The sequence below is a fragment of the Stenotrophomonas sp. GD03930 genome, from assembly GCF_029839665.1.
Classification (GTDB): domain Bacteria; phylum Pseudomonadota; class Gammaproteobacteria; order Xanthomonadales; family Xanthomonadaceae; genus Stenotrophomonas; species Stenotrophomonas forensis.
In genome coordinates this window covers 2,141,060-2,162,195 of sequence record NZ_JAOCAV010000001.1, presented here as the reverse complement: position 1 = coordinate 2,162,195, position 21,136 = coordinate 2,141,060, and the positions used below count along the sequence as shown (strand labels likewise).

Annotated in this window: 17 protein-coding genes and 1 pseudogene; 14 read left to right on the top strand and 4 right to left on the bottom strand. The window is 67.7% G+C overall.

What is annotated here, in order from left to right; all coding sequences use genetic code 11:
* The first annotated feature begins 1 nt into the window (after position 1).
* The 8 genes and pseudogenes from ftsW to lpxC all read left to right on the top strand — a co-directional run bounded on the left by ftsW (position 2) and on the right by lpxC (position 9,331).
* Positions 2-1,321 (top strand): putative lipid II flippase FtsW, encoded by a 1,320-nt coding sequence (gene ftsW / locus N5C18_RS09775; RefSeq protein ID WP_279944404.1) that lies wholly within the window; start codon positions 2-4, stop codon positions 1,319-1,321.
* Positions 1,318-2,406, top strand: coding sequence for an undecaprenyldiphospho-muramoylpentapeptide beta-N-acetylglucosaminyltransferase (gene murG, locus N5C18_RS09770; RefSeq protein ID WP_279944403.1), 1,089 nt, complete (start codon positions 1,318-1,320; stop codon positions 2,404-2,406). The genes ftsW and murG overlap by 4 nt, the downstream gene beginning before the upstream one ends.
* 40 nt (positions 2,407-2,446) lie before the next feature.
* On the top strand, positions 2,447-3,883 hold the full coding sequence (gene murC, locus N5C18_RS09765; RefSeq protein WP_053510455.1) for a UDP-N-acetylmuramate--L-alanine ligase: 1,437 nt from the start codon (positions 2,447-2,449) through the stop codon (positions 3,881-3,883).
* On the top strand, positions 3,880-4,842 hold the full coding sequence (locus N5C18_RS09760; RefSeq protein ID WP_279944402.1) for a D-alanine--D-alanine ligase: 963 nt from the start codon (positions 3,880-3,882) through the stop codon (positions 4,840-4,842). The genes murC and N5C18_RS09760 overlap by 4 nt, the downstream gene beginning before the upstream one ends.
* Positions 4,839-5,513 (top strand): annotated as a pseudogene (locus N5C18_RS09755) (cell division protein FtsQ/DivIB); the annotation flags it as partial. The gene N5C18_RS09760 and the pseudogene N5C18_RS09755, both read left to right, overlap by 4 nt.
* Positions 5,514-5,584: 71 nt before the next feature.
* Positions 5,585-6,820 carry a cell division protein FtsA gene (ftsA, locus tag N5C18_RS09750; RefSeq protein ID WP_005408083.1) on the top strand — a complete coding sequence of 412 codons (1,236 nt, stop codon included), beginning with the start codon at positions 5,585-5,587 and terminating at the stop codon, positions 6,818-6,820.
* Between the two features lie 170 nt (positions 6,821-6,990).
* Complete coding sequence (gene ftsZ, locus N5C18_RS09745) at positions 6,991-8,226, top strand: cell division protein FtsZ (RefSeq protein WP_040008912.1); 1,236 nt, start codon at positions 6,991-6,993, stop codon at positions 8,224-8,226.
* A gap of 193 nt (positions 8,227-8,419) precedes the next feature.
* Positions 8,420-9,331, top strand: coding sequence for a UDP-3-O-acyl-N-acetylglucosamine deacetylase (gene lpxC / locus N5C18_RS09740; protein ID WP_004143722.1), 912 nt, complete (start codon positions 8,420-8,422; stop codon positions 9,329-9,331).
* A gap of 282 nt (positions 9,332-9,613) precedes the next feature.
* Here the strand turns inward: lpxC and N5C18_RS09735 are convergent, their stop codons facing one another.
* Complete coding sequence (locus N5C18_RS09735; protein WP_004154229.1) at positions 9,614-10,063, bottom strand: DUF721 domain-containing protein; 450 nt, start codon at positions 10,061-10,063, stop codon at positions 9,614-9,616.
* A 12-nt stretch (positions 10,064-10,075) separates the two neighbouring features.
* On the opposite strand from N5C18_RS09735, the gene N5C18_RS09730 reads away from it, so the two are divergent.
* The 3 genes from N5C18_RS09730 to N5C18_RS09720 all read left to right on the top strand — a co-directional run bounded on the left by N5C18_RS09730 (position 10,076) and on the right by N5C18_RS09720 (position 15,096).
* Positions 10,076-11,032 carry a M23 family metallopeptidase gene (locus tag N5C18_RS09730; protein WP_004154230.1) on the top strand — a complete coding sequence of 319 codons (957 nt, stop codon included), beginning with the start codon at positions 10,076-10,078 and terminating at the stop codon, positions 11,030-11,032.
* A gap of 272 nt (positions 11,033-11,304) precedes the next feature.
* A complete protein-coding gene (secA, locus tag N5C18_RS09725) occupies positions 11,305-14,037 on the top strand; it encodes a preprotein translocase subunit SecA (protein ID WP_164241691.1) in 2,733 nt (910 codons plus the stop codon).
* A 102-nt stretch (positions 14,038-14,139) separates the two neighbouring features.
* Entirely contained in the window at positions 14,140-15,096 is a 957-nt protein-coding gene (locus N5C18_RS09720; RefSeq protein WP_164241692.1) for a Nudix family hydrolase, read from the top strand.
* 89 nt (positions 15,097-15,185) lie between these two features.
* On the opposite strand, the gene N5C18_RS09715 is transcribed toward N5C18_RS09720, so the two are convergent.
* Both N5C18_RS09715 and metF read right to left on the bottom strand, forming a co-directional pair.
* Positions 15,186-15,770 (bottom strand): DUF4124 domain-containing protein, encoded by a 585-nt coding sequence (locus tag N5C18_RS09715; protein ID WP_164241693.1) that lies wholly within the window; start codon positions 15,768-15,770, stop codon positions 15,186-15,188.
* Between the two features lie 40 nt (positions 15,771-15,810).
* Positions 15,811-16,638, bottom strand: a complete 828-nt coding sequence (metF, locus tag N5C18_RS09710; protein WP_004154233.1) for a methylenetetrahydrofolate reductase [NAD(P)H] — start codon at positions 16,636-16,638, stop codon at positions 15,811-15,813.
* Between the two features lie 202 nt (positions 16,639-16,840).
* Here metF and N5C18_RS09705 point away from each other — a divergent pair, with 202 nt between their 5' ends.
* The 3 genes from N5C18_RS09705 to N5C18_RS09695 are packed head-to-tail and all read left to right on the top strand — an operon-like array spanning position 16,841 to position 19,560.
* On the top strand, positions 16,841-17,761 hold the full coding sequence (locus N5C18_RS09705; protein ID WP_279944400.1) for an alpha/beta hydrolase: 921 nt from the start codon (positions 16,841-16,843) through the stop codon (positions 17,759-17,761).
* 24 nt (positions 17,762-17,785) lie between these two features.
* Positions 17,786-18,832, top strand: a complete 1,047-nt coding sequence (locus N5C18_RS09700; RefSeq protein ID WP_279944398.1) for a histidine kinase — start codon at positions 17,786-17,788, stop codon at positions 18,830-18,832.
* Entirely contained in the window at positions 18,829-19,560 is a 732-nt protein-coding gene (locus N5C18_RS09695; RefSeq protein ID WP_279944397.1) for a LytTR family DNA-binding domain-containing protein, read from the top strand. The genes N5C18_RS09700 and N5C18_RS09695 overlap by 4 nt, the downstream gene beginning before the upstream one ends.
* A 6-nt stretch (positions 19,561-19,566) precedes the next feature.
* On the opposite strand, the gene N5C18_RS09690 is transcribed toward N5C18_RS09695, so the two are convergent.
* Positions 19,567-21,084 carry an amidohydrolase family protein gene (locus N5C18_RS09690; protein ID WP_279944396.1) on the bottom strand — a complete coding sequence of 506 codons (1,518 nt, stop codon included), beginning with the start codon at positions 21,082-21,084 and terminating at the stop codon, positions 19,567-19,569.
* Positions 21,085-21,136 lie beyond the last annotated feature (52 nt).

Genomic DNA, 21,136 nt, shown 5'->3' with positions numbered 1-21,136 from the left:
GATGAACGACCTGTCCCGCCAGGCAACACGCCTTGAAGCCATCGAAGGCAGCTACGACAAGTGGCTGCTGGGCGCGATCATCGCGCTCACCGGTGTGGGCGTGGTGATGGTGGCGTCCAGCTCGATCGCCTTGATGAGCAGCCCGTTCTACTACCTCAACCGCCACCTGATCTTCCTGGCGGTCGGCATCGTGCTGGCGGTGATTGCCGCGCGCACCGAGCTGAAGTCGATCGAGCAGTACAACCAGATGCTGCTGCTGGGCTGCTTCGTGCTGCTGCTGGCAGTGTTCACGCCGGGCCTGGGCAGCACGGTCAACGGCGCGCGCCGCTGGATCAACCTGGGCATCTCCAAGTTCCAGACGGTCGAGGCGGTGAAGGTGCTGTACATCGTCTGGCTGTCCAGCTACCTGGTGCGCTTCCGCGACGAGGTCAACGCGACCTGGCCGGCGATGCTCAAGCCGCTGGGCGTGGCCGGTGCGCTGGTGGTGCTGCTGCTGCTGCAGCCGGACTTCGGTTCCTCGACCCTGCTGCTGGCGATCACCGCCGGCATGCTGGTGCTGGGTGGGGTCAACATGCCGCGCATGTCGATGCCGGTGATCATCGGCCTGGTCGGCATGAGCGCGCTGGCGATCATCGAGCCGTACCGCATGCGCCGCATCACCTCCTTCCTTGACCCGTGGGCCGACCAGCAGGGTGACGGCTACCAGCTGTCCAACGCGCTGATGGCGGTGGGTCGTGGCGAGTGGACCGGCGTCGGCCTGGGCAACTCGGTGCAGAAGCTGTACTACCTGCCCGAAGCGCACACCGACTTCATCTTCTCGGTCACCGCCGAGGAATTCGGCTTCCTGGGCACCTGCGTGATCGTGGCCCTGTACGCGCTGCTGGTCGGCCGCACCTTCTGGCTGGGCATGCGCTGCGTGGAAATGAAGCGCCACTTCTCCGGCTACATCGCCTTCGGCATCGGCCTGTGGATCAGCATGCAGACCTTCGTCTCGATCGGCGTGAACCTGGGCATCCTGCCGACCAAGGGCCTGACCCTGCCGCTGATCTCCTCCGGCGGTTCGTCGGTGCTGATGACCTGCGTGGCGATGGGCCTGCTGCTGCGCGTGTCCTATGAACTCAAGCGCGCCGAGCGCCGCCAGGCCGTGCGTATCGGTGGCGGCGAAGACGCGGTTGCCGAGCCGCAGGATGAGCCGGTCGCGCCGGCAGCAGCCCATGTGCCGATGAGCGCAGAGCCGGTGGCCGCAGCGACGGCGAACGCCGCGCGCGGCACCAGCCGCCTGCAGTCGCGCGTCGAACCGACCTTCGGGAGGCTGTCATGAGCGCAGCCCACGACACTGCACGCCCGGTGATGATCCTGGCCGGTGGTACCGGTGGCCACATCTTCCCCGGCCTGGCCGTGGCCCGCGTGCTGCGCGAGCGTGGCGTGCCGGTCACCTGGATGGGCGCCGACGGTGCGATGGAAACCCGCCTGGTGCCGCAGCACGACATCGCCATCGACACGCTGGCGATCACCGGCCTGCGTGGCAAGGGCAAGCTGGCCCTGCTGGCGGCGCCATGGCGGCTGATGCGCGCGCTGCGCGCGGCCGGCATGATCATCCGCAAGCGCCAGCCGCGTGCGGTGGTGGCCTTCGGTGGCTTCGCCTCCGGCCCGGGTGGCATGGCCACGCGCCTGCACGGCCTGCCGCTGATCGTGCATGAGCAGAACCGCGCACCGGGCCTGACCAACCGCATCCTGTCGCGCTATGCGCGCCGCCTGCTGACCGGCTTCCCCGGCACCTTCGCCAAGCGCGAGGAATTCGTCGGCAATCCGGTGCGTGCGGAAATCGCCGCCATCGCGCCGCCGGAACAGCGCTTCGCCGACCGCCACGGCCCGCTGCGCGTGCTGGTGGTCGGTGGCAGCCAGGGGGCACGAGCACTCAACACCGGTGTGCCGCAGGCGATTGCCGCGCTGGGTGACGGCGTGCCGGTGCAGGTCCGCCACCAGAGTGGAGAGAAGATGCATGCCGAGGCGGTCGAGGCGTATGCCAAGGCCGGCGTGCAGGCTGAAATCACTCCGTTCATCGCCGACATGGCCGACGCGTTCGCTTGGGCCGATCTGGTCGTGTGCCGTGCCGGCGCGTCCACCCTGGCCGAGCTGTGCGCGGTCGGTGTCGGCAGCGTGCTGGTGCCATTCCCCGCCGCCGTCGACGATCACCAGACCCGCAATGCGGAGTACCTGGTTGAGCGCGGCGCGGCGGTTTTGCTGAAGCAGGACGGAACGCTGGCCGACGGCATTGCCGCACTACTGCGTGATCTGTCCGAAAATCCCGCCCGCCGCATGCAGATGGCGCAAGCCGCGCGTGCCCTGGCCAAGGTCGATGCCGCCGAGCGCATCGCCGATATCATTCTTGAGGAAGCTGTATGAAGAAGGCATGCCACCGCGCCTGCCCTGCGCGAGGCCGCGCATGATCCGTCGCCTGCACGACACCAACGACCTGGTGCGCGCCTTCCCGCGCGTGCATTTCGTCGGCATCGGCGGCACCGGCATGAGCGGTATCGCCGAAGTGATGCTGACGCTGGGCTACGAAGTCTCCGGCTCGGACAATGCCGACAACGGCGCGACCCGCCGCCTGGCCGGCCTGGGGGCGCGCATCATGCGCGGCCACTCGGCGGCCAATGTGCTGGGCACCGACTGCGTGGTGGTGTCCAGCGCGATCCGCGAGGACAACCCGGAACTGATGGAAGCGCGCAGCCAGCGCATTCCGATCATGCCGCGCGCGGCGATGCTGGCCGAGCTGATGCGCTTCCGCCGCGGCATCGCCGTGGCCGGTACCCACGGCAAGACCACCACCACCAGCTTGACCGCTGCGGTGCTGAGCGAAGGCGGCCTGGACCCGACCTTCGTGATCGGTGGCCAGCTGCTGGCCGCCGGTGCCAACGCCAAGCTGGGTGGTGGCCAGTGGCTGGTGGCCGAGGCCGACGAAAGCGATGGCAGCTTCCTGCGCCTGAATCCGCTGATGTCGATCATCACCAACATTGATGCCGATCATCTGGAGAACTACGGCAACGATTTCGCCCGCGTGCAGGCGGCCTTCGCCGAGTTCCTGCAGCGCCTGCCGTTCTATGGCCTGGCGGTGCTGTGCATCGATGATCCGGAAGTGGCCGCGCTGGCCGCCAAGACCCCGCGCCACGTGATGAGCTACGGCATGAGCCCGCAGGCCGACGTGCGCGCCGAGAACGTGGTGCAGGAAGGGTCGCGCATGCGCTTCACCCTGCGCCTGCCGCAGGGCACCAGCCAGGAAGTGGTGCTGGCGCTGCCGGGCAGGCACAACGTGCTGAACGCACTGGCCGCGGCAGCAGTGGGCTGGCAGCTGGGCGTGGCGCCGGATGCGATCGCGCGCGCACTGGAAGGCTTCGCCGGTGTCGGCCGTCGCTTCAACGATCTGGGCGAAGTGACCACCGCCAGCGGTGCGAAGGTGCGCATCATCGACGACTACGGCCATCACCCGAGCGAGCTGGAAGCGGTGTTCGCCGCCGCCCGCGGTGGCTGGGCCGACAAGCGCCTGGTGGTGGCTTTCCAGCCGCACCGTTACAGCCGTACCCGCGACCAGTTCGACAAGTTCGCCGCAGTGCTGTCCAGCGTCGACGCGCTGGTGCTGAGCGAGGTCTACCCGGCCGGCGAAGAGCCGATTGCCGGCGCCGATTCGCATGCGCTGGCGCGCGCCATCCGTGCGCGCGGCCGCAGCGAGCCGGTGGTGGTGGGCAAGGCGGCCGAACTGGCCAGCGTGCTGCCGGACGTACTGCAGGACGGTGACCTGCTGCTGATGATGGGAGCCGGCGACATCGGCGCCGTGGCCAGCCACATCGCCGTGGAAGGGTTCAAGGCGGAGGGCGAGGCGTGAGCACGCTGACCTTCCCGCCGCTGCGCGTGACCGACCCGGCCGTGTTCGGCCGCGTCGCCGTGCTGCTGGGTGGCAGTTCCAGCGAACGCGAGGTGTCGCTGGACTCCGGCCGCAACGTGCTGGAAGCACTGCAGGCACGCGGCATCGATGCGTTCGCCGTGGACGGCATCCCGGCGCTGGCCAAGGAGCTGGCCGCCGGCGGTGTCGACCGCGTGTTCAACATCCTGCACGGCCACAATGGTGGCGGTGAGGATGGCATCGTGCAGGGCCTGATGGACGCCTTCGGCGTGCCGTACACCGGCTCGAACGTGCTGGGCTCGGCGCTGAGCATGGACAAGATCCGCACCAAGCAGGTGTGGCTGTCGCTGGGCCTGCCGACCCCGCAGTACCGCAAGGTCACGGCCGAGGACGTGCACGCCAATGCCGCCGAACTGGGCCTGCCGGTGGTGGTGAAGCCGGCCAATGAAGGCTCCAGCGTGGGCATCAGCCGGGTCACCGACGAGGCCGGCCTGGACGAGGCGGTGGCCCTGGCCGCGCGCTACGACGGCCAGCTGCTGATGGAACAGATGGTGGTCGGCGACGAGCTGACCGTGGCCATCCTCGGCGACGTGGCGCTGCCGTCGATCCGCATCGTGCCCAAGGGCCAGTGGTACGACTACAACGCCAAGTACATCGCCGAGGACACCCAGTACCTGTGCCCGGGCTTGGACGGTGCTGACGAAGACGAGATCCGCCGCATCGCGCTGGCCGCGTTCCGTGCCGCCGGCTGCCGCGGCTGGGGCCGCGTGGACGTGATGCGCGACCGCGCCAGCGGCCGCTTCTTCCTGCTGGAAGTGAACACCGCACCGGGCATGACCAGCCACTCGCTGGTGCCGAAGGCGGCCGCACAGGCCGGCATCGGTTTCGAGGAACTGGTGTGGCGCGTGCTGGAACAGACCCTGGAGGCCCCACACGCATGAACGCGGTGCTGCGCATCTTCGTCTGGCTGTTGGCGCTGTCGGTGGTTGCACTGCCGGTGGTGGCCGTGGTCAATGGCTGGGTCGGCGCCGAGCGCTGGCCGCTGGCGAAGCTGCGCGTGCACGGTGAGTTCAAGCGGGTGCCGGCCGAACAGCTGCAGCAGGTGCTGCTGCCGTATGCCCATGCCGGTTTCTTCGCGGTCAAGCTGCAGGACGCGCAGGACGCCCTGGAAAAACTGCCGTGGGTGGAAAGCGCGCAGGTGCGCAAGCAGTGGCCGGACGTGCTGGAAGTGACCCTGGTCGAGCACAAGCCGTTCGCGCGCTGGGGCAACGACCGCCTGGTCTCCGAGCAGGGCAAGTTGTTCCCCACGCCGAAGAAGCTGGCCGACCTGGCGCTGCCCGAACTGGACGGCCCGGACAGCCAGACCGAAGAAGTGATGAAGCTGTACAGCGACTCGCGTGCATTGTTCGCACCGGCCGGCGTCGATGTGCGCCGGGTGACGATGGATGCGCGTGGCAGCTGGTCGCTGGTGCTGAGCAACGGCACCGAAGTGGTGGTCGGCCGTGACGACGCGCGCTCGCGCATGCAGCGCTTCGTCAAGGTGCTGCCGCAGCTCAACCGCCAGGACGCGCCGATCGAGCGCGCCGACCTCCGTTACACCAATGGTTTCACGCTGAGCTGGGGTACCCCGGCCACGCCGGCGAAAACGCCGGCGACCCCGGCCAGCAGGACGCAGGAAAGGACATGAATCGCAAGGGTGACAAATCGCTGATCGTTGGCCTGGACATCGGCACCTCCAAGGTGGTGGCGCTGGTGGGCGAGTATTCGCCGGGCAACCCGATCGAAGTGATCGGCATCGGCTCGCACGAGTCGCGCGGGCTCAAGCGCGGCGTGGTGGTGGATATCGAATCGACCGTGCAGTCGATCCAGCGCGCGGTGGAAGAAGCCGAGCTGATGGCCGGCTGCGAGATCCGCTCGGTGTACGCCTCGATCTCCGGCAACCACGTGCAGTGCAAGAATTCGCCGGGCATCGTGCCGATCCGCGACGGTGAAGTGACCTGGGGCGACCTGGATCGCGTGCTGGACGCGGCCAAGGCGGTGGCGATCCCGGCCGACCAGAAGATCCTGCATGCGATTCCGCGCGAGTACGTGCTGGACGATTCGCAGGAAGGCATCCGCAACCCGGTCGGCATGACCGGCGTACGCCTGGAAGTGCACGCCCACCTGGTGGTGTGCGCGCAGTCGGCCGCGGCCAACATCAGCAAGTGCGTGCAGCGCTGCGGCCTGCAGGTGGATGACCTGGTGCTGTCCTCGCTGGCCTCCAGCGTGGCGGTGCTGACCGCCGATGAGCGCGAGCTGGGCGTGGTGCTGGTCGACATGGGCGCCGGCACCACCGACATCGCGGTGTTCGTGCAAGGCGCGATCTGCCACACCGCCTCGCTGCCGATCGCCGGCGACCACGTGACCAACGACATCGCGCACATGCTGCGCACGCCGACCCCGGAAGCCGAGCAGATCAAGGTGCGCTACGCCTGCGCGCTGGCCCAGCTGGCCACTGCCGAGGAAAGCATCCAGGTGCCGTCGGTGGGCGACCGCCCGCCGCGCCGCATGCCGCGCCATTCGCTGGCGCAGGCGGTGCAGGGCCGCTACGAGGAAATCTTCGAGATGGTGCAGGCCGAACTGCGCCGCTCCGGCTTCGAGGAACTGGTGCGCGCCGGCATGGTGCTGACCGGTGGCGCTTCGAAGATGGAAGGCGTGGTCGAGCTGGCCGAGGAAATGCTGCAGATGCCGGTGCGCGTGGGCATTCCGCAGCACGTCACCGGGCTGGGCGAAGTGGTCGGCAACCCGGTGCATGCCACCGGCGTGGGCCTGCTGCTGATGGGCAGCCAGATCGAGCATCCGCGGCGTCCGTCGCTGCCGACCGGCCGCGCCGGAAGCATGTTCAAGAAACTCAAGACCTGGTTCCGCGGCGAGTTCTGACGCGGAATCCGCAAGACCGGGCCTCGCCCGGGCGCAACACCCGCAGTACCCGCATCACAACGCAACACCGGCAACACACAACCCACACAGCCGCAACGCCGGCATGCAGCAGGAGGGCAGGACGCCCGAATGCCCATGCCAGCCGAAGCGGATACAACGAGGACACGGACATGGCGCATTTTGAACTGATCGAAAAGATGGCACCCAATGCGGTGATCAAGGTGGTTGGCGTGGGCGGCGGCGGCGGCAATGCCGTGGCGCACATGGTCAACTCGGCAGTGGATGGCGTGGAATTCATCACCGCCAACACCGACTCGCAGGCCATCAAGAATTGCGGTGCCAAGCTGCAGCTGCAGCTGGGTACCAACGTGACCAAGGGCCTGGGCGCAGGCGCGAACCCGGAAGTCGGCCGCCAGGCCGCGCTGGAAGACCGTGAGCGCATCATGGACGCGCTGCAGGGTGCGGACATGGTGTTCATCACCGCCGGCATGGGCGGCGGCACCGGCACCGGCGCTGCGCCGGTGGTGGCCCAGCTGGCCAAGGAAATGGGCATCCTGACCGTGGCCGTGGTCACCAAGCCGTTCCCGTTCGAAGGCCGTCGCCGCATGCAGGTGGCGCTGAAGGGCATCGAGGAACTGAGCCAGCACTGCGACTCGCTGATCACCATCCCCAACGAAAAGCTGATCACCGTGCTGGGCCGCAACGCGACCATGATCCAGGCCTTCCGTGCCGCCAACGACGTGCTGCAGGGCGCCGTGCAGGGCATCGCCGACCTGATCGTGCGTCCGGGCCTGATCAACGTCGACTTCGCCGACGTGCGCACCGTCATGTCCGAAATGGGCCTGGCGATGATGGGCACCGGTACCGCCCGCGGCGATGACCGCGCGCAGGCCGCCGCCGAATCGGCGATCCAGAACCCGCTGCTGGACGACGTGAACCTGGCCGGTGCCAACGGCATCCTGGTCAACATCACCGCCGGCGCCGACTTCACCATGGCCGAGTTCGACGAGATCGGCCGCACCATCGATGGCTTCGCTTCCGAAGACGCCACCGTGGTGGTCGGCACCGTGCTCGATCCGGACATGCAGGACGAAGTGCGCGTGACCGTGGTGGCCACCGGCCTGAACCGCGTCTCGGCCAGCAAGACCCAGCGCCCGGGCGAGCGTGCACCGATCAAGCTGGTGCGCAATGCGACCACCGGCCAGCCGGAGTTCGGCGACTTCGACAACGGCGGCGACGCCGTGTCAAAGGCCGTCGGCGGCATGGGCCTGGGCCTGCGTCGTGCCAGCAGCGATACCGCAGCGGCCTCCACCCCGTCGGCGCCGGCCGCTTCGGCCCCGGCAGCGGCGGAACTGCCGAACGACTACCTGGACATCCCGGCCTTCCTGCGCCGCCAGGCGGACTGAGCGGGGTAGCCCGGGGCTTGTCCTCCCCGGGTTGCGCCACCATGTCCTGAAAACGCGGGCGCCGGGCCAGGATGGGCCCGGCCGCCCTGCTTCACGCCCGTCCTACTGGCGTGCCGGTGTGTCCTGCCGGCCTTTCAGCCAGGGTAGGGGAGCGTGCGTGTTAATCTAATGTGTCACTTCCGGTCCATCCCCCATGATCCAGCAACGCACCCTCAAGAACACGATCCGCGCCACCGGCGTTGGCCTGCACAGCGGTGACAAGGTCTACATGACCCTGCGCCCGGCACCGGTCAACCATGGCATCGTGTTCCGCCGCGTGGACCTGGACCCGGTGGTGGAAGTGCCGGCCAAGGCCGAACTTGTCACCGAAGTGACCCTGTGCACCGGCCTGACCTGCAACGACGCCAAGATCCAGACCGTCGAACACCTGATGTCGGCATTGGCCGGCCTGGGTGTGGACAACATCATCGTCGAACTGTCCTCGGCCGAGCTGCCGATCATGGACGGTTCGGCCGGCCCGTTTGTGTTCCTGCTGCAGTCGGCGGGCATCGTGGAACAGGATGCGCCCAAGCGCTTCATCCGCGTGCTGAAGACCGTGGAAGTGACCGAGGGCGACAAGGTGGCCCGCTTCACCCCGTACGAGGGGTACAAGCTGGGCTTCACCATCCAGTTCGACCACCCGATGATCCCGGCCAAGCAGTCGCGCCAGGAAATCGAGTTCTCGACGCTGGCCTACACCAAGGAAATCTCCCGCGCGCGCACCTTCGGCTTCATGCGGGACCTGGAATACATGCGCGAGCGCAATCTGGGCCTGGGCGGTTCGATGGACAACGCCATCGTGCTGGACGAGTTCCGCGTGCTCAACGAAGACGGCCTGCGTTACGCCGATGAGTTCGTGCGCCACAAGATTCTCGACGCGATCGGCGACCTCTATCTGGCCGGTGGCCAGGTGCTGGGGGCCTACGAGGGCTTCAAGTCCGGCCACGCGCTCAACAACAAGCTGGTGCGCGCGCTGATGGCCGATGCCACGGCCTGGGAATGGGTCAGCTTCGACTCGCCGGCGACCCCGGATCCGGTGGAATACGCCACTCCGGCCTACGCCTGATTGCCGCAGGTTGTTGAATTGGAAGACAAAAACGCCGCCCGAGAGGGCGGCGTTGTCGTTCGTGGCGGCTGCGGCGTATTCAGCGTGCTTGAGGTCCGTCAAGCGCGGCTCGAGGTCACGGTTTTGTGAACCTGTTGGATCGAAAGCCTGAATTTAACGTAATGTTAACACCAATCTAACGACAGGCCCCCGGATGGCAGCTAGGATGCGACCCGGCCCCCGAAATGTTTCACGCCGTGGTGACACGAGCGACGGGGAGCGGAGCCGGATGCTCCGTTGTCGTCAGGACCGCTTCTTCGGCTTCGAAGGAACGTCCTGCAGGCAAGCCAAGGCGTCGCGTAGCCCTTTGTGCGTGGCGGCTGAAACTGCGTGGGGTCCATTCCGGTTGTCGAGCGCTGGGGAGCGCGTGGGAGTGGGAGACGCAGTCTTGATGGTCACCCTGGTGGCCTTCAGCCCGATGGAACGGGCCGCGTCGAGCAACTGGGCTTCGGCAAGCCGCACCTTGGCATGCCAGACCGGGGACTCGACGAGAAAAACGAGGTGTTCCCCGTCCACATTGGCCAGCCGGCAACGGCTGCGCAGAGGTGGCGGCAACTGGGGGCGCAACTGACGGTCCAGCGCGTCGAGCCACAAGGCACGCCGCAGCGGGTTCCCGCTTTTGTCCGCCATCACCGCATCCAGCGCCGGTTTCGGCACTGACGCGGGGCGAACGCTGGATTTCGGCTCAGACATGAAAACTCACTGATGGCATTCAAAAAGATCGTAATCAAAACGCGTGAAGGACAGGCCAAGGCGTCGCCGATCACGCGTTTGCGGTTCTATTTCGAGGACCGCCCCCGCGCCCTGCTGGGCAGCGTGCTCGGGGTAGGCTGCATTATCGGCCTTGCCGGCGGCATTGGCGCCAGCGCGCTGAATGATTCCCGGCTGCAGGCCAAGGTCGAGCGCCAGGATGCAGAGCTGGCCAAGGTCAAGCGCGATGCGCAGACCCAGGTCAACGCGCTGGCGGCCCGCCTGGGCGAGCTGCAGGCCCAAGCCACCCGCCTCAACGCGCTTGGCGAACGGCTGACCCAGATGGGCAAGCTGGAAGACGGCGAGTTCGACTTCAACGAGACCCCGGGTCTCGGTGACGGCGACGCCGGCGGCCCGACCAGCGACATCCCGGTCAAGGACGTCAACGCCGACTTACAGGTGCTGGAGCAGCGCTTCGCTGCTTCAGGCCGCCAGTTGTCGGTGATGGAATCGCTGATGTTCGACCACCAGCTGCAGCAGAACGCCGTGCCTTCGCGCATGCCGATCCGCAACAGCTACGTGACCTCCGGCTTCGGCACCCGCGCCGACCCGTTCGGCCGCGGTGCCGCCACCCACAAGGGCATGGATTTCCACGCCAGGGTCGGTGATCCGGTGATGGCCGTGGCCGAAGGCGTGGTCAGCTTTGCCGGCGTGAAGGGCGGCTACGGCAACGTGGTCGACGTCGATCACGGCAATGGCTATGTCACCCGCTACGCGCACAATTCGCGCCTGGTGGTGAAGGCCGGTGACCTGGTCCGTGCCGGCCAGGAAGTGGCCAAGGCCGGTTCCACCGGCCGTTCGACCGGTGCCCACGTGCACTTCGAAGTGTGGGAGAACGGCAACGTGGTCAACCCGCGCAAGTTCCTCGGCGACGGCGGCAACACGCCGGTCGGCCGCATCAGCCGCGGCTGATCCCCGGTCGGATCCCTTCCGCGCCGCGGAAGGGCTCTGACCCGATGCGGTTGATCTGGTAGTGCCGGCCGCTGGCCGGCAATTCCTTGAGGGGCCCGAACGAGGTACCCGGCCAGCGGCCGGCGCTACCCACGGGGTTGAAACCCCTTGCGGCCGTCCCAAGCTACAATGGGTGTTGCCATCGACAGGGCGCCAGGCGCCCTGTTTCGTTTGCGGCGGACGGATCCCAAGGGGGAGGCCGGGCGTCGTGTCCATCCAACCCGGTTCCTTCAATGATCAACAGCCTGCTTACCCGCGTATTTGGCAGTCGTAACGAACGACAGCTGCGCCAGCTCAACCGCATCGTCGCCAAGATCAATGCGCTGGAGCCGGAGATCGAGAAGCTTTCCGACGAGCAGCTTCAGGCCAAGACGCCGGAGTTCAAGCAGCGCATCGCCGGCGGCGAAGCCCTGGACAAGGTGCTGCCGGAAGCGTTCGCGGTCTGCCGCGAAGCGGGCCGCCGCGTGCTGGGCATGCGCCACTACGACGTGCAGCTGATCGGCGGCATGGTGCTTCACCTGGGCAAGATCGCAGAAATGCGCACCGGTGAAGGCAAGACCCTGGTAGCGACCCTGCCGGTGTACCTCAACGCGCTGGAAGGCAAGGGCGTGCACGTGGTCACCGTGAACGACTACCTGGCCCGCCGCGATGCCGCGCAGATGGGCAAGCTGTACAACTGGCTGGGCCTGAGCGTGGGCGTGGTGTACCCGGGCATGCCGCACAGCGACAAGCGCGAAGCCTATGCCTCGGACATCACCTACGGCACCAACAACGAATTCGGTTTCGACTACCTGCGCGACAACATGGCGCTGTCCAAGGCCGACCGCTACCAGCGCGGCCTGCACTACGCCATCGTCGACGAAGTCGACTCGATCCTGATCGACGAAGCACGTACCCCGCTGATCATCTCCGGCCCGGCCGACGATTCCCCGGAGCTGTACATCCGCGTCAACCGCGTCGTGCCGAACCTGGTCAAGCAGGAAGTGGAAGACGGCGAAGGCGACTTCTGGGTCGACGAGAAGGGCAAGCAGGTGCACCTGTCCGAAGCGGGCATGGAGCACGCCGAGCAGCTGCTGGTCGACGCCGGCATCCTCAATGCCGAGACCGAAGGCCTGTACGCCCCGCAGAACCTGACCGTGGTCCACCACCTCAACGCCGCGCTGCGCGCGCACGCGATCTACCAGCGTGACGTGGACTACATCGTGCGCGATGGCGAAGTGGTCATCGTCGACGAATTCACCGGCCGTACCCTGTCCGGCCGTCGCTGGTCCGATGGCCTGCACCAGGCCGTGGAAGCGAAGGAAGGCGTGCCGGTCCAGCGCGAGAACCAGACGCTGGCCAGCATCACCTTCCAGAACCTGTTCCGCATGTACAAGAAGCTGTCCGGCATGACCGGTACGGCCGATACCGAAGCGTTCGAGTTCCAGAGCATCTATGGCCTGGAAGTGGTGGTGATCCCGACCAACCGCCCGACCATCCGCAAGGACAGCCCGGACCAGGTGTTCCTCAACCGCAAGGGCAAGTTCAACGCGGTGCTGGCCGACATCGAAGAGTGCGCCAAGCGCGGCCAGCCGGTGCTGGTGGGTACCACCTCGATCGAAACCTCGGAAATGCTGTCCGAGCACCTGCGCAAGGCCGGCGTGCAGCACGAAGTGCTCAATGCCAAGCAGCATGACCGCGAAGCGACCATCGTCGCCAACGCCGGTCGTCCGGCGGCGGTGACCATCGCCACCAACATGGCCGGCCGTGGTACCGACATCGTGCTGGGCGGTTCGCTGGAAGCGGAAATCCACGAGCTGGGCGAGGACGCGACCGACGCGCAGAAGGCCGCGGTCAAGGCCGAATGGCAGAAGCGCCACGAGGCGGTCAAGGCGGCCGGCGGCCTGCACATCGTCGGTACCGAGCGCCATGAGTCGCGCCGTATCGACAACCAGCTGCGTGGCCGTTCGGGCCGACAGGGTGACCCGGGTTCGTCCCGCTTCTACCTGTCGCTGGAAGACAACCTGATGCGCATCTTCGCCTCCGACTGGGTGCAGAAGGCCATGCGCATGATGGGCATGAAGGAAGACGACGTCATCGAGGACCGCCTGGTCAGCCGCCAGATCGAGAAGGCGCAGCGCAAGGTGGAGGCCCACAACTTCGACATCCGCAAGAACCTGCTGGACTTCGACGACGTCAACAACGACCAGCGCAAGGTGATCTACGCGCAGCGCGACGAACTGCTGGACGCCGAGTCGGTGAAGGCCAACGTCGACGGCATCCGCGACGACGTGATCTTCGACGTGGTGGCCCGCTTCGTGCCGCCGAACTCGATCGACGAGCAGTGGGACCTGCGTGGCCTGGAAGCGACCCTGGAGTCGGACTTCGGCCTGCAGATGTCGCTGACCGACCTGGTCAAGGACCACGAGGAACTGGACGCTGAGGCCATCGCCGCCAAGGTGCAGGAGCGCGTCAACCAGCACTTCGCCGAGAAGGAAGCCGGCGTGGGCGAAGAGACCATGCGCGCGCTGGAGAAGCACGTGATGCTGACCGTGCTGGACCAGAGCTGGAAGGAGCACCTGGCACGCATGGATTACCTGCGCCAGGGCATCTACCTGCGTGGTTACGCGCAGAAGCAGCCGAAGCAGGAGTACAAGAAGGAAGCCTTCGAACTGTTCTCCGACATGCTGGAGAACGTGAAGCGCGAAGTGGTGACCCTGCTGTCGCGCGTGCGCATCCGCAGCGACGAAGAGGTGCAGGCGCTGGAAGCGGCAGAGCGCCAGCAGGCCCAGGCACGCCTGAGCCAGTCGCAGTTCCAGCACCAGGACGCGGGCGGCTACAGCGCCGACGAGGAAGCGGCGCAGGTGGAGGCCGAACGCCAGGCCGTAGCGCAGCTGCAGCGCGATGAGCCGAAGATCGGCCGCAACGACCCGTGCCCCTGCGGCAGTGGCAAGAAGTACAAGCACTGCCACGGCCAGCTGAGCTGACCTCCGGAGAGCCCCGCGAAAGCGGGGCTTTTCATTTCCGGCGGGTGATCCAGGGTGGATCCGCGATTGCGCCGGTCCCCCTGTTCTGGGCATGCTCTGCGCATGGCTCCTCCCACCCGATCGATCCACGTCGTGGCCGCCGTCATCACCGACGCCCGTGGCCGCGTGCTGCTCAACCGCCGTACCGAGAACCGCGACATGGCCGGCCTGTGGGAATTCCCCGGCGGCAAGCGCGAATCCGGCGAGACCTCCGAACAGGCGCTGGTACGCGAGCTGCGCGAGGAACTGGGCATCGAGGCCGATGTCGGTGAGTGGCTGATGGATGTTCCGCAGCGCTATCCGGACAAGCACCTGACCCTGGAAGTGCGCCATGTGCGCAGCTGGAAGGGCACGCCGCGCGGGCGCGAAGGCCAGGCGATCACCTGGGTGGCGCCGGACAAGCTGGGCCGCTATTCGATGCCGCCGGCCGACCTGCCGGTGGTGGCGGCCCTGCGCCAGCCCGACAGCTACCTGATCACCCCGGCGCCGGCCGACGATGCCGGCAGCGTGCAGCAGTGGCATGACCAGCTGCAGCGCGCGGTGGCGGCGGGCCAGCAGCGCATCCAGCTGCGCCTGCCACCGGCGCACCCGCAGCGGCAGGCAATGGTCGAGCAAGTGGTGCGTGCACATCGTCGCAGCGGTGTGCAGTGGCTGCTCAACCGCGATATCGAGCTGGCACGCGCGTTGAGCGTGGGCGTGCACCTGGGCAGCGAACAGCTGCAGCAGCTGTCGCAGCGCCCGTTGCCCGAGGGGCAGCTGGTGGCGGCGTCCTGCCACGACCTGCAGCAGTTGCAGGCGGCACAACAGCTGGGCTGCGACTTCGCGGTGCTGGGCCCGGTGCAGGCCACTGCCAGCCACCCCGACGCCGCACCGCTGGGTTGGGATGCTTTCGCCGAGCTGCGTGCGCAGGTGTCACTGCCGATCTATGCGCTGGGGGGCATGGGCAGCGGCCACATCACCGAAGCGCGCCGCCATGGCGGGCAGGGCATCGCCGCCATCCGCGGGCTGTGGCCGGCGTGATGCCAACAGGGTCGGTTTCCCGCAACGTGCGGCGCTGACCCCTCACCGGATGCAGTAGATCCGCGCCATGCGTGGATGAGCCCCTGCGATCACAACGTGATCCAGAAACACCCGTACTGCCGCCGCAATCCCAGCACGGTGGAGGCACGTGCAACGCTGCCCGGCAACGTCTGCTCCAGGCGCAGGCCGACCGGATGCCGCGCGGCAGCCGGTTCGGGCTCGGAGCCTGGCACCGGATCACCCTGCTCCAGCGCCTGCGAGGTGTCCTGTTCCTGCCGCGGATACACCGGCACAACGTCCACCAGCGGCCGCCGCGCCAATGATTCCAGCTGGCCGAGGATGCGCTGCGCGCCGGCGTCGGAGACCGCGCCCCACAGGTACAGCGAGGACAGCCGGTTCACGTCGTTGCTGAGGATGCCGGTACGCAGCGCTTCCACCAGCTCGCTCAGCCGCCGTGGGCAGCGTGCACCCAGGGTGTCGCGCTGCAGGGTGCTGCCGGTGGGCGCAGGCGGCGGCAGCCGTGACTGTGCACCCAGGCTGTCGCAGGGGCGGTCGGTATAGACGCTCCGGCCCTGTGCATCGGTGCAGCGGTTCAGGCGCGTGGATTGCGCGTGGGCGACGCTGGTGGCAGACCACAGCGGCAGCAGCAACAGCAGGAAGGAGAGCCGGATCATCCGCGCAGGGTAACGCCGTTCCGCTTCGCGCGGCGTGCTTTCACAGCTGCAGCAGTTTCAGCACTGACGTGGTCGGCTTGGCCAGGTTCAACGTGTAGAAGTGCAGGCCGGGTGCGCCGCCCTCGATCAGGCGCTGGCACAGCCTGGCCACAACCTCGGTGCCGAATGCACGCACCGAATCCACGTCATCGCCATAGGCCTGCATCCTGCGGCTGATCCAGCGCGGGATCTCCGCGCCGCACTGCTCGGAAAAGCGGCGCAGCTGGCTGAAGTTGGCGATCGGCATGATGCCGGGCGTGATCGGTACCTGCACGCCGAGCCGCTGCACCGCGTCGACGAAATGGAAATACGCATCCGGGTTGTAGAAATACTGGGTGATCGCCGCATCGGCACCGGCATCGATCTTGGCCTTGAAGTGCTTCAGGTCGGCCAACGCATCGGACGCCTGCGGATGGGTTTCCGGGTAGGCACCGACCTCGATGCGGAAGGCGTCGCCGTGCTCGGCGCGGATGAAGGCGATCAGTTCGGCGGCATAGCGCATGTCGCCGGGGAAACCCATGCCGGAGGGCAGGTCGCCGCGCAACGCGACCAGGCGGTCGCAGCCGATGGCGCGGTACAGCTTGAGCAGTTCACGGATTTCCTGGCGGGTGCCGCCAACGCAGGACAGGTGGGGGGCCGCTTCGAAGCCATGGTGCTGGTTGAGGTGGCGCACGGTTTCGGAGGTGTAGCTCAGGGTCGATCCACCGGCGCCGAAGGTGCATGACACGTACTCGGGCCCGTAGTCCTTCAGCTTGTCCGCGGCGCGGTCGAGCTGGCTGCGCTGTTCGTCGGTCTTGGGAGGATAGAACTCGAAGCTGATGGCGGTCATGGCGCGGGCGGCGGCGGCAGGTGCGGGTAAGTATATCGCTTCATCAAGATGGATGTGTACTCGCGATGTGGCGGGCACCGTCCCCCGCCGGCGACCGTTCGCCCGGGTGTCCGGCCGTTGCTCCGGATTCGCAACAGGGGCGCCGTGGCTGGCGGCACGCTGAGCCCAACCCGGCAACACCCACTCGATGAAGGAGCAGACGATGAAGATCTTCCTGGCACTCTGGTATGCAATGAAGGCGCTGGCACGGCTGGCGATGATCGGCATGGCGATGGCCGTGCTGGGTTCCGGATCGGCGCATGCGGCCCCGGCCCCCGGCAAGGTGCAGGTCGAGGTGGTCGGCAAGGGCCGCCCGCTGTTGATGATCCCCGGCCTCAACAGCAGCGCCGAGGTCTGGCGTGAGACCTGCCTGGCCCTGAAGGACGTGCAGTGCCACTTGGTGCAGCTGCCGGGTTTTGCAGGCACCGCGCCGGCCGATCCGCGCCCGGCCGGGTTCCTGCCGGCGATGCGCGCGCAGCTGCTGGCCTACCTGCATGACCAGCATCTGGGGCCGGTAGTGGTGGTTGGCCACAGCCTGGGTGGCCTGCTGGGGTTGCAGATGGCGCAGGCAGAGCCGAAGGCGGTCAGCGCGCTGGTGGTGGTGGACGCGCTGCCGTTCCTGCCGGCGGCACGCGACCCGAATGCCACCGCGGACAGCGTGCGGCCGATGGCCGAGCAGCTGCGCAAGGGCATGCTCGCCGCCGACGCCGCGCAATGGCAGGCGCAGCTGAAGGCCGGTCTGCCGGGCATGACCCGTGACCCGCAGCGGCAGGCCGAACTGGGCCGCTGGGGCGAAAGCAGTGACCGCCAGACCACGGCTGATGCGATGCACGCGGTGATGACCACCGACGTGCGTGACAGCATCGCCTCGATCAACGCGCCGACACTGGTGCTGGGCAGCTGGGCCGGCTACCAGCCGATGGGCGGCACCGAGGCGAGCACCCGGGCGGTGTTCCAGGCCCAGTACGTGAAGCTGCACGATGTGCAGATCGCGATGAGCGCGCAGGGTTTCCACTTCCTGATGTGGGATTATCCGAGCTGGCTGCGCGGGCAGGTGCAGGCCTTCCTCGACCGTCACCCCTGAGTTTCAACACGCCTCGGAATGGACATGCCGGACTCCTCTTCGTCGGTACGCTTCTGGCTGCTCAATGCGCTGGTGTGGGCACTCTACGCGGTCGCCGGCCTCGGGCTGCGGCATGCCTATCTGGCCGACGCCGGAAGCGCGGGCGTGCTGATCACGGTCGGCCTGGCGGTCAGCCTGTTCGGCTGCAGCGGTGGCATTCGTGCGCTGGCCCTGCGCGCCGGCTGGTGGTCGCGCGGTACCGCCGGGCTGTTGTTGCGGCTGGCCGTGTCGGTGGCGCTCGGCGCGGCGCTGGCGCAGGCGCTGGTGATCATCGCCCTGCACACGGCGCTGGCACTGGGATGGGTGGATGCCGGTCGCCAGGTGGCCGACTTCAGCCCCAAGGCGCTGCTGCTCTACTGGTACACCACGGCGGTGATGCTGGCGCTGTGGACCGCGCTCTGGGCGGGCCTGCACAGCCTGCGCCGGATACGTGGCGCGGAGCTGGCCCGCCTGCGCGCGGAAGCCGAACGCAGCGCGCTGGAGCGCGATGCACTGCGCGCGCGGCTCAATCCGCATTTCATGTTCAATGCGCTGAACAACCTGCGTGCGTTGATCCTGGAAGATCCCGAGCGCGCACGCGACATGGTCACCCGCCTGTCGCGCACCCTGCGCCAGGCGCTGGCGCACAACCGCAACGAGCAGGTCACGCTGGCCGAGGAACTGGCGGTGGTGGATGACTATCTGGCGATCGAGGCGATCCACTTCGAACAGCGCCTGCAGGTGCGGCAGCAGATTGATGCCGATGCCACGCAGGCACAGTTGCCGGCGATGGCGCTGCAGCTGCTGGTGGAAAACGCGATCAAGCACGGCATCGCCAGCCGCCCCGGCGGTGGCGAAGTGCAGATCCGTGCCACGTTGGACAACGATGTGCTGCGCCTGCAGGTGGACAATCCATTGGGCAGCGCGATCGAACCCACTCACGGGCATGGTGTCGGCCTGGCCTATCTGCGTGCGCAGCTCGGTACGCAAGGTCGTTTCACCCTGCAGCCGGTCGGCGAGCGCATGCAGGCCCTGCTGGAGATTCCGCAATGAGTGGCGTGCTGCGTGTGTTGATCGTTGATGATGCACGGCTGGCGCGGCAGGAGCTGCGCACGCTGTTGTCGGCGTTGCCGTGGGTGCAGTGCGTGGGCGAGGCCGACGACGTGCCGGCTGCGCGCGAGGCGATTGCAACGCTGGCACCAGACCTGGTGCTGTTGGATGTGCAGATGCCCTCCGGCAGTGGCTTCGACGTGCTGGAGGGGCTGGAATCCGTGCCGGCGGTGGTGTTCGTCACGGCCTTCGACGGCTATGCGGTACGCGCCTTCCAGGCCAACGCGCTGGACTATCTGGTCAAGCCGGTGGAGGCGCCGCGGCTGCTGGAAGCGCTGCAGCGGGCGCGCCAGCGCGAGGTGGAGACGACTGAAGCGCCCGCGCTGCGTGGCACGTTGGGCGCGCAGGACCAGGTGTTCGTGCGCGAGGGCGAGCGCTGCTGGTTCGTGGCGGTCTCCGAGATCCGGCGGCTGGTGGTGGACGGCAACTACACGCGGCTGTGGTTCCGCGACCAGAACGCGCTGCTGACCCGCAGCCTGAGCGCATTGGAAGCACGCCTGCCGCAGGAGCTGTTCTTCCGGGCCAACCGCAACACGCTGGTCAATCTGCGCCGTATCCGCGCGGTGACGCCGAGCATCGGCGATGGCTACGACTTGGCGCTGGATGACGGCAGCGAAGTGGAAGTATCGCGGCGGCAGGCACGCGAGCTGCGCGAGCGGATGGCGTTGTAGCTGCCGCTACAGTTCGGCACTGACCGGGCTGGTGGCGAAGCCCCACAGCAGGCGTGCCATCACCGCGGGCGATCGTGCCTGCGCAAGGGCGTAGGCCTGCAGGGCATCCAGTCGCGGGCGGTCGTAGAGGTGCCCGGCCAGCAGCACGGCGTGCACGCGGCGGGTGTTGGCGGTGTCGTGCAGCGGGTTGCCATCGAGCAGGACCAGGTCGGCGGCCTTGCCGACCTCGATGCTGCCGTGCGATGCCTGCAGCTCCAGATGACGCGCGGCCTGCAGCGTGGCGGCACGCAGTACGTCGGCCTGGCTCAGTCCCGCCCGTCGCAGCCACTGCAGTTCATCGTGGTAGCGGAAACCGCCCAGCCCGGTATCGGTGCCGACCAGCACGGTGACGCCCGCACGATGCGCGGCACCGGTCAGCGCCAGTCCATGCGCGAAGTAGGCTTTCAGCACGTCTTCGCCGCGCAGGCCTGGGTAGTGCTCCACCGTGGCCTGCAGATCGTCGCGCCACGCCCAGCGGGAGAGTGGATCCAGATAGGCCAGGCGCGGATCGTTGATGAAGGCCGGATCGCGTGCGCGCGCGTCTTCCTCGCGGGTGACGTGGGTCGGCACGAACGCTGCAGCGCTGGCCTGCATCAATCCGAACGCTTCGCTGCAGAGGGCTGGCTGGTAGCCGCTGACCATCCGTTCGGCCAGCGCGGTCGGGTCTTCGCCATCGAGCGTGCCACCGCGCCACGCCGCCGCGTTGTCGAAGCAGTGGCGTACGAACAGATGGGCGTGCTCGAAGCTGCGCTGGCCGGCCTGCAACGCGGTTTCCAGTGGCACGGCCCTGGGCAGGTGGCCGACCAGCGGGCGACGCAGCTGCTGTGCCTCGGTGGCCAGCCGCTGGTAGGTATCGGCACGCAGCCGGTTGTAGACCTTCAATGCGTCAACGCCACGCGCGCTGTACGTGTGTGCACGCTCAGCGGCGGCTTCCGGCGCGAGCGCAGGATCTTCGAAGTAGAAGCTGGCGACCTGCACGAAGCGTGGCGCAACCTGCTGCCCGGCAATGGCCTGTGCGGTCCAGCGGCGCTTGTCGGCCACGCAGGCGATCAGCGGATCGGTGGCCTGCGGGCAGTCCATCATGTCGCGGGTACCGGTGATGCCGTTGGCCAGCATCAGCGGGAACTGTAGTTGCGGCGACAACTGTAGTGCATGGGTGTGCATGTCCCAGAAGCCGGGCAGCAGCCAGCGGCCACCGGCGTCGAAGACCGGCAACGCTGCATCGGCAACGCTTCCGCCGATGGCGGTGATCGTGCCGTTGCGCAGCGTCACCGTGGTCGGTTCGCTGACCTGGCCGCGCACGACGTCTACCACCCGGGCGTTGACGATCAGGCGGCTGTTGCCGGGCTCGGGCAGCGGCGGTGCCGGTAGCGGCCAGAACAGGGCGGCGGCGAACAGCAACGGCGGCGCCAGCGGGAGTACGGCCAGCACCTTCAGCCAGCGACGAAGGTGGGCGGGACGGGGCAATACGCGCGCTGCTTCCATGAGCCGGCGATCCTTGCGGTGGGTCCTGCGCAGGGTGCGGCAATCCTGGATC

Bases quoted from the DNA above. Each gene is read 5' to 3' on its own strand.
- N5C18_RS09695 (WP_279944397.1), top strand. From the start codon at position 18,829: ATGAGTGGCGTGCTGCGTGTGTTGATCGTTGATGATGCACGGCTGGCG.
- N5C18_RS09700 (WP_279944398.1), top strand. From the start codon at position 17,786: ATGCCGGACTCCTCTTCGTCGGTACGCTTCTGGCTGCTCAATGCGCTG.
- N5C18_RS09690 (WP_279944396.1), bottom strand. From the start codon at position 21,084: ATGGAAGCAGCGCGCGTATTGCCCCGTCCCGCCCACCTTCGTCGCTGG.
- N5C18_RS09705 (WP_279944400.1), top strand. From the start codon at position 16,841: ATGAAGATCTTCCTGGCACTCTGGTATGCAATGAAGGCGCTGGCACGG.
- lpxC (WP_004143722.1), top strand. From the start codon at position 8,420: ATGATCCAGCAACGCACCCTCAAGAACACGATCCGCGCCACCGGCGTT.
- N5C18_RS09715 (WP_164241693.1), bottom strand. From the start codon at position 15,770: ATGATCCGGCTCTCCTTCCTGCTGTTGCTGCTGCCGCTGTGGTCTGCC.
- N5C18_RS09735 (WP_004154229.1), bottom strand. From the start codon at position 10,063: ATGTCTGAGCCGAAATCCAGCGTTCGCCCCGCGTCAGTGCCGAAACCG.
- ftsZ (WP_040008912.1), top strand. From the start codon at position 6,991: ATGGCGCATTTTGAACTGATCGAAAAGATGGCACCCAATGCGGTGATC.
- ftsW (WP_279944404.1), top strand. From the start codon at position 2: ATGAACGACCTGTCCCGCCAGGCAACACGCCTTGAAGCCATCGAAGGC.
- ftsA (WP_005408083.1), top strand. From the start codon at position 5,585: ATGAATCGCAAGGGTGACAAATCGCTGATCGTTGGCCTGGACATCGGC.
- murG (WP_279944403.1), top strand. From the start codon at position 1,318: ATGAGCGCAGCCCACGACACTGCACGCCCGGTGATGATCCTGGCCGGT.
- metF (WP_004154233.1), bottom strand. From the start codon at position 16,638: ATGACCGCCATCAGCTTCGAGTTCTATCCTCCCAAGACCGACGAACAG.
- N5C18_RS09720 (WP_164241692.1), top strand. From the start codon at position 14,140: ATGGCTCCTCCCACCCGATCGATCCACGTCGTGGCCGCCGTCATCACC.
- murC (WP_053510455.1), top strand. From the start codon at position 2,447: ATGATCCGTCGCCTGCACGACACCAACGACCTGGTGCGCGCCTTCCCG.
- N5C18_RS09730 (WP_004154230.1), top strand. From the start codon at position 10,076: ATGGCATTCAAAAAGATCGTAATCAAAACGCGTGAAGGACAGGCCAAG.
- secA (WP_164241691.1), top strand. From the start codon at position 11,305: ATGATCAACAGCCTGCTTACCCGCGTATTTGGCAGTCGTAACGAACGA.